Below are 15,787 nucleotides of genomic sequence, written 5' to 3' on the forward strand. Positions count from 1 at the left end.
GAGGCCCAATCTCTTAATCTTGATCAAAATTCAAAGGGAATTTCAAAAGGGGTCCAGAATTAAAACATTCTGGACCCCTTTTGTCTACAAACTGAAGCGCTCTGGAATAGAGCGCTTTTTTTTACTTTAGACATGATTGTCCATCTCCATGGTTAATCCATAAAATCCACAACTAAGTTCGACTAGTTACAGCCCTGCTCCAGGGGGATGTGAAGAATAACACAGCATCGGCTGCCTCTTCAGGGGCAGTCACTTTTTGGAGTGGAGTACTTTCTATTATCATCTGGAAAACCTCATCTGAAGTAGCAGAACTGGCATCCGTTTGTTGAAGCAGTCCACCTCGAACTATATTACGATGACTCCGTCTTTTCCTAATTTGTATTTACTCTGTCTTAATAATTAAACCGCTGCATTTTTACATTTCCTTGACACTAGGTTCATCTTCTTCCCTTATAGTTTAATTAAATATATGAACTAATTTATGGGAGGTCATTTTTTTGAAGAGTAAATTGAGTAAAAGATTTTTGCCTATTACCCTCGTTTCTGCCTTAGCAATTGGAAGTTTAACATGGTCCACAACTAATGAAGATGCGTTGGCAAAGGAAAAATCACAAAAATCACCAGAAATTAGAAACGTCATTTTCTTGATAGGTGACGGCATGGGTGTTTCCTATACCTCCGCTTACCGGTATTTAAAAGATAATCCTGCTACTTCAGTGGCAGAAAGGACAGAGTTTGATAAATACTTGGTTGGTCAGCAGATGACATACCCAGAGGATTCTGCACAAAACATAACGGATTCAGCTTCAGCGGCAACGGCGATGTCTGCAGGTGTGAAAACCTATAACGCTGCAATCGCTGTTGATAATGATAAATCCAATGTCAAAACGGTGTTGGAAGCCGCAAAGGAAAGAGGAAAAGCGACTGGACTTGTTGCGACTTCGGAAATCACTCATGCTACACCAGCCTCCTTTGGTGCACATGATGAAAGCCGGAAAAACATGAATGCTATTGCGGATGATTATTATAAGGAATTAATTAATGGCAAACATAAGATTGACGTCCTGCTAGGTGGTGGGAAATCCAATTTTGTCCGACCGGATATTGATTTGACGAAAGCCTTCAAAAAAGATGGCTATAGTTATGTAACCGATAAAAATCAAATGTTAAAGGATAAAAATAAACAGGTTCTTGGTTTGTTTGCTTCAGAAGGACTACCGAAAATGATTGATCGTCCAAACGAAACTCCTTCTTTGAAAGACATGACAAATTCAGCCATTCAGCGTTTGAACAAAGATAAAGATGGGTTCTTCTTGATGGTTGAAGGAAGCCAAGTCGATTGGGCTGGACATGATAATGACATTGTAGGTGCGATGAGTGAAATGGAGGACTTTGAAAAAGCATACAAAGCGGCCATTGAATTTGCAAAGAAAGACAAGCATACCTTGGTAGTGGCGACTGCTGACCATTCTACTGGAGGATTCTCAATTGGAGCAAAGGGTATTTATAACTGGTTCGGTGAACCGATTAAGGCTGCAAAACGTACACCTGACTTTATGGCTGATGCGATCGTAAAAGGCGCGGATGTAGAAAAGACTTTAAAACAATATATTGATCAAAATAAAGTCAAGCTGACTAAAGATGAAATCAAAACGGTTTCAGATGCAGCTAAAACAAAAAATGTGACGAACATCGATAATGCTATAGAAGCAATATTTGATAATCGGACTAATACCGCGTGGACAACCGGCGGTCATACAGGTGAAGATGTACCGGTCTATGCATACGGTCCATATAAAGAGCGCTTTGCCGGCCAGGTTGATAATACGGACCAGGCTAAGATCATCTTTGATCTATTAAAGAAAAGGTAATGAATTCTGGGAGGGATTCCGTGAACAAACTAATTATTGGTGCCCTTTTATTAACCACATTTGGTGCTCTAAACACTCAACCAGCTTTTGACGAACAGAAAGGGAAAGAAAAAACGGAGGAAGTTGCACAACCATTGGTGAAAAAGGATGTCTATGTTCCGAATCCACAACTTCCTGATGATATTAACCTGAAACAAATCGGCCAAACGGTTTCCGATGCAAAAGGTGACCTAACATTAAAGGCCTATAATAAGGCAAATGAGTCTCTGAAGGTCGGTCCGATTGAGGTAGTAATCAAAGATATAAAGGTGATGCATGCCTTCCCGGATTACAGTATGATTGATTTCTTTCATGGATACACACATGATGACGAATTCGATATCGTAAAAGTGAATGTTGAAATCAAAAATACTTCAGAGAAAAACGTTATGTTCTCCCCGGTTGCTTTTCTGGAAACTGACAGTGGGAAACATATGACATGGGAAGATGACATCTACTTAGAAGAGCTGAACGGGGAAATAGAAGGAAATGGCTCAAAGCAGGGGAACATTGGTTTCATTCTAAGTGCTAAAGATGTGAAGGGAATTTCCTTTATGACAAGTGATGCGATTGATAGTCAAGGGAAGGTCCTTTCAAAAGGTAAGTCCATGGAATTTACTTTTTAATAATAGTGGTGTATGAATGCCTTGCAAAAATCAAATACTAGGACATGTGATAGGGATGACCTATCACGTGTACAGAATATCCAAATCCTATTGATGAGGTGATACAGAATGAGTTATAAAGATCAATTAGATCCACATTCTCAAAAGTTTCACCATAACTGGACAAGACCTAAGCGTTCCAAGTCTCAAGTAAATGGCCATACGCAAGAATCGCAAACAAACATTAAACTAAAAAGTAATGCAAAGGCTCACAAGTGGTAACGGATATTTCTGATAAAGAAGGAGACTCTTAACGGGTCTTCTTCTTTATATGTTGGGGTAAAGTATACATAGGACCGTGATATAGGTTTTTAATATATGTGTTCTTTCACTGATTTCCATGATTGCAATCTATATCGCTTATAAACGCTCAAATAAGGCATGCATGGCTTTTCCTTCATAATTATGATAACATTTACCTTTAGGAATAAAGCAGAGCCGGGCGTAAGTTGCCAGGCGTTGACACAGGGCGCAGCAATTTTGGTTTTGTGCATATTAACCATCAAAGGGTAAACAGGCCCAATGTTGGAAGTTTTACCTTACACAAATAGAGGACGTGATTTTTAATGATAAATATTGAGATCCCTGCAGCGGATATAAGCATTAAACAAAGGAAACAAGTAATAGAGGGAGACGAAGCGATCATCCCAGAAATTTACGGGTTCATTGATTTTCATTTAATTCCCCGTGATAAAGGCGGCATCATCATGTTTTATAACGAAAATGATGAGCTGATTTTTGTCGGAAAAGCACGTAAATTAAGACAAAGAGTCAAAAAACATTTCGAGGATAATGTTTCTCCGATTAAGTTACACCGTAATGAAGTCAAAAAAATTGACATTCTTGTTGTAGAAGACGCAATGGAACGTGAAATCTATGAAACGTACATGATCAACAAACTTCATGCAAAATACAATATCGACAAAGTGTTTTATAAATAATAAGAATCAACTATGAAAAGCTGACTGCCTATGCAATCAGCTTTTTTTGTTACATCTAAAGTACAAAAATAAGTCCGTACATTTACAGTTTCTTGATGTTAGGTTAACATTGTTGGTTTATATTTGAAGTATTCCAATACATTTTCAGGAGGTTGCTATTGAAGAAAATACTTTGTAAAAAGGTGTTAGTTATCTCGGTAGGGACAGTGATTGCCTTTGGGAATTTAACGTGGTCCGTGTCACAAGCTTCTAAACTGGCGAAACAACGAGAGATTGAATCTTTTGAACAAGAGACAGTAAAATCTTCAGAGTTGGAAATGGTGGAATAAGGTTAAAATTGGTGATGTAGCTTAATGTGAATATGACAATAACACTGGAGGTTCTTTACACATGCTGTTATGTGTGATTGGGCCTCCATTTATTTTTATTTTTATGATTCTTATACTATTAAAAAAGGTGTAATGGAAGGAAAATTGAAATCAATAAAATTTTTAAAAAAACTTGCAAATAGTAATGATTACGTTTTATTATAAGGGGGTGGATTTAAACAGAAAGTAATCCTATGGTATAAATCGTAATGATTTTGATTTGTGAATGGATTTAAAATGCAGATATGTTTAAGGAGTGTTTGTGAATGAGAAATAAGAAAATCCCCGTTACGGTTTTAAGTGGATACCTTGGTGCGGGAAAGACGACGCTGCTGAATCATATCCTTGAAAATCGAGAGAATCTGAAGGTTGCGGTCATCGTCAATGATATGAGTGAGGTCAATATTGATGCGTCCCTTGTCAAACAGGGAGGGTTTACTCGGACAGATGAAAAGTTGGTGGAAATGCAGAACGGTTGCATATGCTGTACACTTCGTGAGGATTTAATGATTGAGGTTGAAAAGCTGTCCACAAAAGGTAATATCGACTATATTGTGATTGAATCGACTGGTATCAGTGAACCCGTTCCAGTCGCTCAAACCTTCACGTATGTTGATGAAAACGTGGGAATTGATTTATCAAAATTTTGTCGGCTCGATACGATGGTTACCGTTGTTGATGCGAAGAACTTTTGGCAGGATTACGCTTCAGGGGAAACTCTTATTGATCGAATGCAGGCAACCGATGAGGCCGATCAGAGGGAAGTGGTTGATCTATTGATTGACCAAATAGAGTTCGCTAATGTGATTCTTTTAAATAAAATCGATTTAATGAAAGCAGAAGAAGTTGCGGAATTGAACGCGGTTCTTCAAAAAATAAATCCTGATGCGCGGATCATTGAAACGAGTCATTCCCAGGTGCCGCTAAAAGAAGTCATGAACACCCATCTGTTCGATTTTGAAAAGGCGAGCCAAGGAGCAGGCTGGATAAAGGAATTAAATGAAGAGCATATTCCAGAAACCGAAGAATATGGGATAGCCTCCTTCGTTTACAGAAGGAAAAAGCCATTTCATCCATCGCGGCTGATGACGTGGTTAGAAAGTTGGCCGGTGGAAGTGGTGAGGGCAAAGGGCTTCCTTTGGTTGGCATCGAGAAATGATACAGCAGGCCTGCTATCACAGGCTGGACCGTCATTAATGATCCAGGGAGCAGGTAAATGGATTGCAGCTTATCCTAAAGATGAACAACAGCAGATATTGCAGGATGAACCTGAATTGTTGAAAAGCTGGGATGATCTTTACGGAGACCGGATGACGGAACTAGTGATGATTGGCATTCAAATGAATCAACAGGAAATCGAAAATGAATTAGATCAATGCTTGTTGACGGAAATAGAGTTGCAGCAGGATTGGTCTCAGTATGAAGATCCATTACCTGCTTTTACGGAAATAGTTCATTAAAAAACTAAATAGGAGGAAACAAAGATGAGAGTAAACATCACTTTAGCATGCACAGAAACAGGGGACCGAAATTATATCACAACGAAAAACAAGCGGAATAACCCGGATCGAATTGAATTGAAAAAGTACTGCCCGCGTTTAAAGAAACACACGCTTCACCGTGAAACGAAGTAATTTTGAATTTTAAATCGTAATGATTATGTTTTATGAAGAAAGATAGGTAGCGGAACGAATCGTGAACAGTTTATAGAATTATATAACCTAAATAACATTCTCTATATTTTAATAAAGGAGAGATTCAAATGGCCAAAAAATCTAAAGTAGTAAAAGCACAAAAACAGTTGGCGATGGTAGAAAAATATGCAGAGATCCGTAGGGAACTGAAAGAGAAAGGGGACTTTGATGCATTGGCCAAACTCCCACGAGACTCTTCACCAACACGTGTTCACAATCGTTGTGGAGTAACAGGAAGACCGCGTGGGTATATGCGCAAATTTAACATGTCACGTATTGTTTTTCGAGACCTCGCTCATAAAGGACATTTACCTGGTGTCAAAAAGGCAAGCTGGTAATAACGGGGATAAAAGCAAAGGTGATTCAGGGGTAGGGTCCCTTGAATCATCTTTATTCGTAATAGTCCTCACACCACTTCCTTTTTTATTTCATTGAATCCTGTATCGAATGTTCGTGGATGTAGTGGTTCTTGTACGCAAAACTTCTGCTTACATCGTTTGGACAATGGCTTCAATTATTAAGAGATTTCCTTTTCCTTTGGTTCTTCATATAATTGAAGAATCATAGGGAAGAAGGAATGAGAAATGGGACATATATTTTGGATGATTTATTTAGGAATATTAGGAACGGCCGCGATTGGTTTTCTCATTAAAGGTGCTTATAAAACCTCTCTTGCAAAAATGGATTTTGTCATTTCGATTATCACTTGGGTAGGGTTATTTGGGTACATAACGAAAACCTCTATCCTTACACCTCTGGTATGGAAATGCGTATTTGTTGGTTCTTTGCTATGGGATATTATTTTCAGCTTTATGAGCAAAAACTACAATAGTGATAAGAAAGCAGAAGAATTACCTGATTCTATTAGTAAATTATTGACTGCAATCACATTAGTCGTCTGTCTTGGACCGTTATATTATGGGTTATTCAAATATGCATTCTAACAACTAAACCAAAAAAGAACCTGTAAGGTTCTTTCAGACTGTAGACAAACTCGATGAAAATCGAGTTTGTCTACAGTTTTTTTGAGGGGTTGTAAAAATTCGACGTTGATTTCCACTCCAGGCACTCGCTTTCCGCGGGCGGTCAGGGAGCCTCCTCGGCGCCTTTGCGCCTGTGGGGTCTCCCTTGGACACGCATTTCCCGCAGGAGTCTCGCACCTTCCGTTCCAATCAACTTTGTTTTAACAATTAGATATAACCACTTTTGCCTACAGTCCTTTTTGTTTTAATATAGAAGTATTAAAACTTGAGGTGATGACGATGCTTTCGAAACATAATTCTATTCAGCGAGATCAACTTGAAATGATTACTTTGGATCAACTGGTGCCAGCGAACCATTTGGTTCGTAAAATTGAGGGAGCCATTGACTTCACTTTCATTTATGACTTGGTGAAAGATATGTATTCAGAGATAGGGCGCCCAAGTATTGATCCAGTTATTTTAGTTAAATTGACATTCATTCAATATACCTTCGGTATTCGTTCGATGCGTAAAACGATTGAAGAAGTTGAAACGAATATGGCTTACCGTTGGTTTTTAGGTTACGGTTTCCATGATAAAGTACCTCACTTCTCAACGTTCGGGAAAAATTATGAGCGTCGCTTTAAAGATACAGACCTGTTTGAACGGATTTTTTATCGTATCTTAATGACAGCTTCAGAAAGAAAGTTAATAAGTGCAGAGCACGTATTCGTTGATTCAACACATGTGAAAGCCAGTGCGAATAAGCGAAAATTCGAAAAGAAAATCGTTCGTAAGGAAACACGAGCATATCAAGGACGCCTTCAAGAAGAAATAAATCAAGATCGTGAAAACAATGGAAAGAAGCCTTTTCCACCGGATAAATTTGATAAAGAAGAAACCAAAGAAATTAAAGAAAGTACAACTGACCCTGAGAGTGGCTACTATGTAAAAGATGAACGAACAAAACAGTTTGCCTATTCATTTCATGCGGCTGCGGACCGCAACGGTTTTGTGCTGGGGACGATTGTAACACCGGGAAATACGCATGATAGTCATATCTTAGAGCCTCTTGTTGAACAAGTGATTGAGAAAGTTGGAAAACCTGAAGCTGTTGCCGCAGATGCAGCTTACAAAACACCAGCCATTACAAGCTACCTTTTTGGGAAAGAAATCACACCAGCTTTACCCTATACACGTCCACGAACAAAAGAAGGGTTCTTTCGCAAGCATGACTATGTTTACGATGAACATTTTGATTGTTATCTCTGCCCATCGGGCGAGATTTTAAAGTACTCAACAACAAATAAAGAGGGCTATCGCGAGTACAAATCACCCAAACACACTTGTGCGACATGCTCATTTTTATCACAGTGTACAGTAAGCAAAGACCATCAAAAAGTGGTGACACGCCATATCTGGCAAAATTATATGGAAGAAGCAGATCATCTGCGTCATCACAAGGATGTAAAACCTATATATGCGAAACGTAAAGAAACAATAGAGCGTGTATTCGCAGATGCAAAAGAAAAGCATGGTATGCGTTGGACTACTTTAAGGGGACTTAAAAAATTGTCGATGCAGGCGATGCTTACTTTCGCTGCCATGAATTTAAAGAAGATAGCCAATTGGACATGGCAAGGTCCAAGAATGGCTTAATAAAGTGGGCTCGTAGAGGCCCAATCTCTTAATCATGAGCAAAATTCAAAGGGAATTTCAAAAGGGGTCCGGAATTAAAACATTCCGAACCCCTTTTGTCTACAAACTGAAAGAACCTGTAAGGTTCTTTTTATTTTGGTTAAAGAGAAGGGGGATTCCTTTAGTAGGTATGATATAGCCATATATTTCAGCATTGCTGTAAAAGAGAGGTGTTTTATGATGCAACGCAAAGAAAGCAGAAGTTTTAGCAACTCTGCTTTTTTATTAATAATTATCTTTGGAAAAATTCAATCCATTCTTTTTCTGGTCCATATATGTAGAAATAGCGATAACCATTGGGCAGGGTAACAATTTCCTGATCAATTAGCTCGACGTTTTCAAAGCCTTGAATCCGAGCATATTCTTCTTCTATATCATCGACACTGATGGCAAAATGATGAATTGTTGCTTCGGATGGCAGCGTGTCGCTATAACCTTGAATTAATTCAATTTCTGTTTCGTTTGAATCATTGTATCCAAGGAATGCTAGTTGGATTACCCCATCTGTATGTGGCACCCGCGATTTCAATTTTAAATCTAAAACATCCTGATAAAAGGTTATGGATTTTTCAAGATCTCTAACAACAACTCCAATATGATCGACTCTTTTTATAGCCAAGGAACTTCCTCCTTCTGTTTAGGTGCAATATGCTAATACTAGTATATATAACATTATTCGTAATAAAATTACAATTTGAGGTAGTGTTTGTCTGATTATTAAAAAAATGATTAATGAAGGAAGAATGGACTGGTAAATCGTGAAAAGTGATCGATAAATCAATAGACAATATTTAATGAAGAAAAAGTATTGTCTACACATGTATAGTGGAGAAGTCATTTGTTAAGGACAGGGGAATACGAAAAATATATTGAGGCTATAGTGACATATTTCAAAGAAAGAAAAGAATTTATCTTTTTGTAAGCAAAAATTTGTTTCTATATGAAATAGTAGATATACTATGGGAACAACGCCATTATTAATGGATATGAGAGGAGAGATATTATGGGAAAAATTCGAGAAGGTGAAGTTTTCACCCTTACTGATGACAATGACGAGGGCCATGAAGTTGAAGTTCTAGGATCATTAGATGTAGAAGGAACGGAATATGTAGCAGTGGGCTTGCTTGAAGATATTGAAGAAGATACAGAGGATGATATTGATATTTTCTTTTTCAGAGTCGAGGGTGAAGGAGAGCTAATCGATATCGAAACGGACGAGGAGTTCGAAAAGGTATCCCTAGCGTTCGAAGCAGCTTTTGATCCGCAGGATTGATGGGAAACTGGAAAAGACGGCACATTGGGTGTCGTCTTTTTTATATGTATAAAAAGTACTAGTACTGGCCCCGCCTTCGCCAAATACCTTGATAGCCACGCGTGCTATCCAGCCTTACTTAAGTATAGTGCCGCATTGTTGAAAGGGCATGTAGTGTGTATGAAGGTTTTGTTAAATCAAGAAGTCATTTTTCTACCCACTAGGCATAGGATAAAAAAAGTGGAGGTGATAGAATGGCCGTCGTAAAACATACGGATTCTGATATTGCATTGTTGGCAAGGTTGCTTAGAGCTGAAGGTGAGAGCGAAGGTGATCAAGGCATGCTGATGATTGGGAATGTTGGAGTCAACCGAATAAGGTCGAACTGTTCCGATTTTTTAGGATTAAGAACGATTCCGGATATGGTTTATCAGGAACATGCCTTCGAAGCTGTTCAAAAAGGTTATTTTTATCAACGAGCAAGAGAGAGAGAAAAAAGACTTGCGCGTCGTAGTGTAAATGGTGAAAGGATATGGCCTTCAAAATTTAGCCTATGGTACTTCAGGCCACCGGGAGATTGTCCGGCAACCTGGTATAACCAGCCTTTAGTAGGGCGTTTTAAGCTTCATTGTTTTTATGAACCCACAGGTACAGAATGTGAAAATATTTATAATACATTTTAGAAAAGAGGCTGAACCTTATATGGAGGTTTGGCCTCTTTGTGTGTCAATTATGTAATCAAAATATCATATGCTAAAACTAGCAAATGATTTACTGATACTGTAAAATTGAGACAGTAAATTTCCGGATAAGAAAGGAATAAAAAAATTGATGAGTAAAAGGCTTGTTAATTATGGGCAAAGGCAAATGGGAGAACAGTCGGAGGAAATCGCAGAGCAACTTAAGTCTTTCATGGAGAATAATGCGGACGCCATTTCTATCGTTGATCTGGAAGGAAAAACCCTTCAAGTTAATTCTGCTTTTGAAGATTTTTTTGGTTGGAAAAATGATGAAATAATAGGTAAGCCGTTTCCGATTATTCCTGAATTCTTGAAGGAGTCAGTAAATGAATTGCATAGCCAGGTTAGGGAAGGGGAACAAAAGAAAGGCTTTGAAACGGTTAGACAAAGAAAAGATGGCCAGTTAATCAATGTGAGCATCTCCCTTTTTACTATCCGAGACAATAAAAATGAGCCGAGTGCATTGTCCTTCGTTTATCGGGATATCACGGATCAAAAGCTTGCTGAAGCTGCCTTGAAGGAAAGTGAAGAAAGGTATCGCAGTTTAGTGGAAGTATCACCTGAAGCGATTTTTGTGCATCGTAATGGGGTCATTGAGTATATGAATCCTATGGGGGCAAAAATGCTAGGTATGGATAGTGTAGATGATATTATTGGCATGTCCGTTTTTCAGTTCGTTCACCCTGATTCTCTAGAAACTGTAAAAAAACGAATCAAGATAATGAGAGACGATTATAAAGCAGTTGATTTATTGGAGCAAAAGTTCATTAGACTTGATGGACAAGAATTTTATGGAGAAACACTTGGACTTCCGATTATTTATAAGGACCGTCCAGCCATACAGGTGTTTTGCAGAGATATTACCGAGCGTAAGAAAACAGAAGAAATACTTTGTAAATCTAACATGCTATCTGCGGTGGGGCAGATGGCTGCGGGTATTGCACATGAAATAAGGAATCCGTTAACAACGGTTAAAGGATTTTTACAACTATTGAGAGAAAGCCCTGATAAAAAGGACTATCTTGAAATGACTGTAAGTGAAGTTGAGAAAATTGAAATTTTAGCCAATGAATTTTTGAGCTTAGCAGAGCCTGAAGCGAAGGTTTGGGAATCGATTCAGCTTACCGATATATTAGACAGTGTAATTATGTTAGCCGAGTTTCAGGCGATAATAAATGACGTTGAAATTATCAAAGAATATAAAAAGAATTTTGCATGGGTCCTTGGTGAGCCTACTCAGTTAAAACAGGTGTTTACTAATGTCGTTAATAATGCGATAGAAGCAATGCCTAAAGGAGGGAAACTGCATATTCAGTTAAAATATGAAGGGGAATCCATAGTTATCTCCTTTATTGATCAGGGTAGTGGAATCTCAGAAGAGCGTATAAAGCATTTAGGACAGCCTTTTTATAGTACAACGGAAAAAGGAACAGGATTAGGACTCATGGTCAGTACTAAAATCATTCATGAGCATAAGGGTGAAATCCAATTTAGTAGTGAAGTAGGAAAAGGAACCATCGTTGATATCATTCTCCCTATCGATAAAAATTCACAATGAAAAGTGACGAGAAGTCAATGCTCTCGTCACTTTTTGGTTTATAGTTTAACGATTGTTCTGCCTCTTGCTTCCCCTTTTAAAAGGGTAGGAAGGACATCCGGTAAATCTTTAAGGGTAATTTCCCGTTGTATGAGCTGTTCTAAATGTGCCAGCTTAAAATCGGTAGCGAGTCGCTGCCAAACCTTCAATCTCGTATCCATTGGGCAATTCACGGAATCAATTCCGAGTAAATTAACACCTCTTAGGATGAATGGAAAGACAGTAGCTGGTAGATTGGTACCTGCTGTTAATCCACTTACCGCAACAGAACCTCCGTATTGAATTTGACTAAGGACAGAAGCAAGTGGTTCTCCGCCAACTGGGTCAACCGCACCACTCCACTTTTGTTTGCCTAGTGCCCGAAGCTTGCCATTGTAGACATCTTCACGTGATACAATTGTTGAGGCACCAATTTCCTTAAGGTACCCGTGTTCTGATTCTTTTCCTGTACTCGCCTCAACCGAATAGCCAAGTTTGGAAAGTATCGAGACTGCAAAGCTGCCGACCCCACCTGTTGCACCAGTTACGAGAACACTTCCTTGATCAGGAGTGAGGTTATTTTCTTCTAGACGGAGAACCGATAAGGCCGCAGTAAAACCAGCCGTCCCGATAACCATCGCTTCTTTCAATGTAAGGCCCTCAGGAAGTGGAACAATCCACTCTGCAGGAACGCGGGCAAATTCACTATAGCCCCCGGATTGGGAAACGCCGATTCCATAGGAAGTCGCAATGACTTCGTCTCCCTCTTTAAAATGGGGATTCTCTGATGAAACGACGACACCAGCTAAATCAATTCCCGGAACAATTGGATAGTTTGTGACTATGTTTCCATTCGGAATGCTAGCTAGGCTATCTTTATAATTCACACCTGAATAATGAACGCGGATGAGCACTTCGCCTTGAGGTAAGTCATCAAGTGTTAGTCCCTGTATGCTAACGGAAAATTGGTCCTCTTGCTTGTCCACGACTAATGCATCAAATCGTTGTACCATAATTAGTTCCCCCTTTGATTTAAATCATTCTAATTATATAAGAAAAGACGGTAAGCTGTATAATGATTGAATTCGAAATAAATGGCTCTATCTTTTCTTTCTTCTTCTAAAAATGTTACTATAAGGTTTGATTCAGTTTATATTAAAGGAGATGTTTTACATGGCTAAAAAAGGATACATACTTATGGAAAATGGAGAAAAAATCGAATTCGATCTTTTCCCGAACGAAGCACCAAACACAGTAGCTAACTTCGAAAACTTAGCGAACACAGGATTTTATAACGGCGTAGTATTTCACCGTGTCATCCCAGGTTTCGTAAGCCAAGGTGGAGATCCAACAGGTACAGGTGCAGGCGGAAGCGGCACACAGATCAAGTGTGAAACTGTAGGAAATCCTCATAAACATGAAGCAGGCAGCCTATCTATGGCACATGCTGGAAAAGACACTGGCTCAAGCCAATTCTTTATCGTTCACGCACCGCAACCACATCTTAACGGTGTCCACACGGTATTCGGTAAAGTAACATCTGGACTTGAAACAGCTAAAGCTATGAAAAATGGCGACAAAATGGAGAAAGTCGAAGTTTTTGACGCTGAATAATGGATGTAGAAAGAGGAAGCATTATGCTTCCTCTTTTTTTGGTCTTAAAATCCATGTTAGTGTGGACCGCATAGCATATCCGGAAAGAAGATGAGAGGGGGGAGGCAACAGCTAACCTATTTGAGATAAAAACTTGCCTGCCTTTTATTCATTCGGTCTCTTTTGCTTTCATTGAGAATAGTGGATATAAAGTGATTTTTTCATTATTAAGCATTTACGCACCTCTTTAATGTTTTTAGTTTCTTTCTTTTATAGGCTCACCCATTCTATTGAAAAGGGAAAAATAAAAAAGAGCATTGAAAATTGCTCTTTTAATGAATGTTTTATAAGTGATTGACTCGATGATTATTTATTGTATATGTCTGCGGTGAAACTATATTTGACACCTGTCATAGTTTCCGAAATATCCCACAATTTCTTCGAGGTTTCCTCATTATATAAAGTATTAATAATATCGTCTTTTTTAGGAAAGCCTTTTCTGCCTTTCTTTCCATCGGGTCCGATGTATTCTCCGCCTGTTAAGGTAGGTTCCGTCGCGGCGTACAGAGTCGGAAGCGCCCCCATGCTTGCAGGCTGGGTGATAGTTTTGGAAAGAAAGTGGACGAACTTATTTACCGGTCTTCCTGATCCGCGTGACATAAGATTCGTATGAGCAAGGCCAGGGTGACAGGCAACACTAATCGAGTCGGCTTGGTGCTGATTGAACTTGTTCTGTAATTCGCGGGCGAAGAGAAGATTGGCGAGCTTACTTTGCCCATAGTATTTCATGGGTTTATAATTAGTTTCACCATTTAAGTTATCGAAGTCAATAAATCCATTGATGGCGGCTAAGCTGCTTAATGTGACAACCCTCGATTTTGGTGTAGAGAGAATACACGGAAGAAGCAGACCTGTCAAAGCAAAATGACCGAGATGATTGCTTCCTAATTGTAGCTCGAAACCGTCCTTCGTCTTACTGTAAGGCGGGATCATGACACCTGCATTATTGATAAGAACAGAAAGTGAGTCATAGTTTTCCAAATAGGAATCAGCAAAATGACGAATGCTGCTTAAATCACTTAAATCGAGCTGCATCACTCGTACGTCCGCCTTAGGGTAGACGGAGGTAATTCTTTCGACAGCCTTTTCGCCCTTTGAAGCATTCCGAACCGCAAGAATTATCTCTGCCCCTTTACTAGCGAGCACAAAGGCTGTTTCAAAGCCAATACCGCTATTAGCTCCGGTAATCACAATCGTTTTCCCAGTTATATCTACCATTTCTTCACCATTCCACTTTTCACTCATCACCAACCACACCTTTCCACACATTCTATATCTATCTATCATATACCTAAATAATTCCTATATGTCACATTTAGAGGTGTGAAAGAGTGTAATCAAATCGAAAAACATGTTAAGTCTAATTTAACTAAAGGGTAAGGGCTTTTAAACGATTACAAAATTTTTATGTAATCAATAATATTTTTTATGATTAAGAAAACAGTAACAAAGATAAATAACACTCTTACATATGCTACTCCTTTCTTAATGGCGAATTTAGAACCTACTAAAGCTCCTACTATCATAGATATCCCCATCGGTATCCCATAGGAAAAGTTGACCGCATCAAGAAAAATGAACATGATGAGCGCCGCAATATTACTTCCGAAGTTTAGAAATTTTGCGTTTCCCGCTGAGTGTAAAAAATCGAAACCAATAATCAAAAAGGCAAATAATATAAAGGATCCTGTTCCAGCACCTAAAAATCCATCATAAAAACCAATTGCAAATATAGTAAATGAAAATAGTAGGGCTTTTTGCAAAGAGAGTTTTTGGTAAGTCGATTCATGTCCCCAGTTTTTCTTTAGAATCGTATAAATAGCAACGGCTATTAAGAGAACTAATACCAATGGCTTTAATAATTCGGGTGAGACAAAATTGACTACCCAGGCACCTAGTAAGGACCCTGTGAAAATAAGAGGAAACAACTTTGCTACTAATTGAAAATCGACTTTTCCTGAACGGATAAAGGCAATGGTACTTGTTAAAGATCCCATTGAACTGGCCAATTTATTCGTAGCAATTGCCGCTGTAGGGGAGAGACCTGAAAATAATAAAGCAGGTATAGAAATGAGACCTCCGCCTCCGACTACAGAATCAATAAATGCTGCTAGAAATCCGAAACATACTAACAACAAAAGTGTAGAAATATTAATATCTTCCATCTAAGAAACCTCCGTATCAATAGAATTAAGGACGAATCACTCGCTGATGGGGGCTCCTTAATCCAAAGTTATCTACTTTACTAAAAAAATTAGAGTAAGACATTTTTTTAGTTACTACTTAAATAGTAACTAAAAAATTTACCCATGTAAATAAGACTTTTAC

Annotated in this window: 19 protein-coding genes; 14 read left to right on the top strand and 5 right to left on the bottom strand. The window is 38.7% G+C overall.

What is annotated here, in order from left to right; genetic code table 11:
• Window positions 1-172: 172 nt before the first annotated feature.
• Window positions 173-382 carry an SDR family oxidoreductase gene (locus JFU24_RS19235; protein WP_342214752.1) on the bottom strand — a complete coding sequence of 70 codons (210 nt, stop codon included), beginning with the start codon at window positions 380-382 and terminating at the stop codon, window positions 173-175.
• A gap of 115 nt (window positions 383-497) precedes the next feature.
• Here JFU24_RS19235 and JFU24_RS19240 point away from each other — a divergent pair, with 115 nt between their 5' ends.
• From JFU24_RS19240 to JFU24_RS19285, 10 genes are all read left to right on the top strand, one after another.
• Window positions 498-1,871, top strand: a complete 1,374-nt coding sequence (locus JFU24_RS19240; RefSeq protein WP_274607084.1) for an alkaline phosphatase — start codon at window positions 498-500, stop codon at window positions 1,869-1,871.
• A 20-nt stretch (window positions 1,872-1,891) separates the two neighbouring features.
• Window positions 1,892-2,536, top strand: a complete 645-nt coding sequence (locus JFU24_RS19245; protein WP_201222784.1) for a DUF4352 domain-containing protein — start codon at window positions 1,892-1,894, stop codon at window positions 2,534-2,536.
• Window positions 2,537-2,644: 108 nt separating this feature from the next.
• On the top strand, window positions 2,645-2,797 hold the full coding sequence (locus JFU24_RS19250) for a YpzG family protein (RefSeq protein WP_201187107.1): 153 nt from the start codon (window positions 2,645-2,647) through the stop codon (window positions 2,795-2,797).
• Window positions 2,798-3,141: 344 nt separating this feature from the next.
• A complete protein-coding gene (locus tag JFU24_RS19255) occupies window positions 3,142-3,516 on the top strand; it encodes a nucleotide excision repair endonuclease (protein ID WP_053348790.1) in 375 nt (124 codons plus the stop codon).
• A gap of 158 nt (window positions 3,517-3,674) precedes the next feature.
• On the top strand, window positions 3,675-3,845 hold the full coding sequence (locus tag JFU24_RS19260; RefSeq protein WP_201187105.1) for a hypothetical protein: 171 nt from the start codon (window positions 3,675-3,677) through the stop codon (window positions 3,843-3,845).
• A gap of 305 nt (window positions 3,846-4,150) precedes the next feature.
• Entirely contained in the window at window positions 4,151-5,344 is a 1,194-nt protein-coding gene (locus JFU24_RS19265; protein WP_201222785.1) for a GTP-binding protein, read from the top strand.
• A 24-nt stretch (window positions 5,345-5,368) separates the two neighbouring features.
• A complete protein-coding gene (rpmG, locus tag JFU24_RS19270; RefSeq protein WP_053348792.1) occupies window positions 5,369-5,518 on the top strand; it encodes a 50S ribosomal protein L33 in 150 nt (49 codons plus the stop codon).
• A 128-nt stretch (window positions 5,519-5,646) separates the two neighbouring features.
• Window positions 5,647-5,916, top strand: coding sequence for a 30S ribosomal protein S14 (gene rpsN, locus JFU24_RS19275; RefSeq protein WP_053348793.1), 270 nt, complete (start codon window positions 5,647-5,649; stop codon window positions 5,914-5,916).
• A 246-nt stretch (window positions 5,917-6,162) separates the two neighbouring features.
• Window positions 6,163-6,522: a hypothetical protein gene (locus JFU24_RS19280; protein WP_242485368.1), complete on the top strand. Its 360-nt coding sequence runs from the start codon at window positions 6,163-6,165 to the stop codon at window positions 6,520-6,522.
• Between the two features lie 318 nt (window positions 6,523-6,840).
• On the top strand, window positions 6,841-8,199 hold the full coding sequence (locus tag JFU24_RS19285) for an IS1182 family transposase (RefSeq protein WP_201180978.1): 1,359 nt from the start codon (window positions 6,841-6,843) through the stop codon (window positions 8,197-8,199).
• Between the two features lie 271 nt (window positions 8,200-8,470).
• Here JFU24_RS19285 and JFU24_RS19290 read toward each other — a convergent pair whose 3' ends face one another.
• The gene (locus JFU24_RS19290) at window positions 8,471-8,857 is read right to left on the bottom strand and encodes a VOC family protein (RefSeq protein WP_056523096.1); all 387 of its coding nucleotides are present in this window, start codon (window positions 8,855-8,857) and stop codon (window positions 8,471-8,473) included.
• Window positions 8,858-9,241: 384 nt separating this feature from the next.
• Here JFU24_RS19290 and JFU24_RS19295 point away from each other — a divergent pair, with 384 nt between their 5' ends.
• The 3 genes from JFU24_RS19295 to JFU24_RS19305 all read left to right on the top strand — a co-directional run bounded on the left by JFU24_RS19295 (window position 9,242) and on the right by JFU24_RS19305 (window position 11,788).
• Window positions 9,242-9,511, top strand: coding sequence for a DUF1292 domain-containing protein (locus JFU24_RS19295; RefSeq protein ID WP_053348799.1), 270 nt, complete (start codon window positions 9,242-9,244; stop codon window positions 9,509-9,511).
• A gap of 233 nt (window positions 9,512-9,744) precedes the next feature.
• Window positions 9,745-10,173, top strand: coding sequence for a cell wall hydrolase (locus JFU24_RS19300; protein ID WP_201222786.1), 429 nt, complete (start codon window positions 9,745-9,747; stop codon window positions 10,171-10,173).
• 184 nt (window positions 10,174-10,357) lie between these two features.
• Window positions 10,358-11,788, top strand: a complete 1,431-nt coding sequence (locus JFU24_RS19305) for a PAS domain-containing sensor histidine kinase (RefSeq protein WP_207203212.1) — start codon at window positions 10,358-10,360, stop codon at window positions 11,786-11,788.
• A 38-nt stretch (window positions 11,789-11,826) separates the two neighbouring features.
• Here the strand turns inward: JFU24_RS19305 and JFU24_RS19310 are convergent, their stop codons facing one another.
• Window positions 11,827-12,819 (bottom strand): NADPH:quinone oxidoreductase family protein, encoded by a 993-nt coding sequence (locus JFU24_RS19310; RefSeq protein WP_201222788.1) that lies wholly within the window; start codon window positions 12,817-12,819, stop codon window positions 11,827-11,829.
• A gap of 160 nt (window positions 12,820-12,979) precedes the next feature.
• Between JFU24_RS19310 and JFU24_RS19315 the strand changes: the two genes are divergently transcribed.
• Window positions 12,980-13,420, top strand: coding sequence for a peptidylprolyl isomerase (locus JFU24_RS19315; RefSeq protein WP_053348803.1), 441 nt, complete (start codon window positions 12,980-12,982; stop codon window positions 13,418-13,420).
• Window positions 13,421-13,765: 345 nt separating this feature from the next.
• Here the strand turns inward: JFU24_RS19315 and JFU24_RS19320 are convergent, their stop codons facing one another.
• Window positions 13,766-14,704, bottom strand: a complete 939-nt coding sequence (locus JFU24_RS19320) for an oxidoreductase (protein ID WP_201222790.1) — start codon at window positions 14,702-14,704, stop codon at window positions 13,766-13,768.
• Between the two features lie 149 nt (window positions 14,705-14,853).
• Complete coding sequence (locus JFU24_RS19325; protein WP_201187091.1) at window positions 14,854-15,624, bottom strand: TSUP family transporter; 771 nt, start codon at window positions 15,622-15,624, stop codon at window positions 14,854-14,856.
• Window positions 15,625-15,787 lie beyond the last annotated feature (163 nt).

This window comes from Peribacillus sp. TH27, from assembly GCF_016650915.1.
In the GTDB taxonomy this organism is placed as follows: domain Bacteria; phylum Bacillota; class Bacilli; order Bacillales; family DSM-1321; genus Peribacillus; species Peribacillus butanolivorans.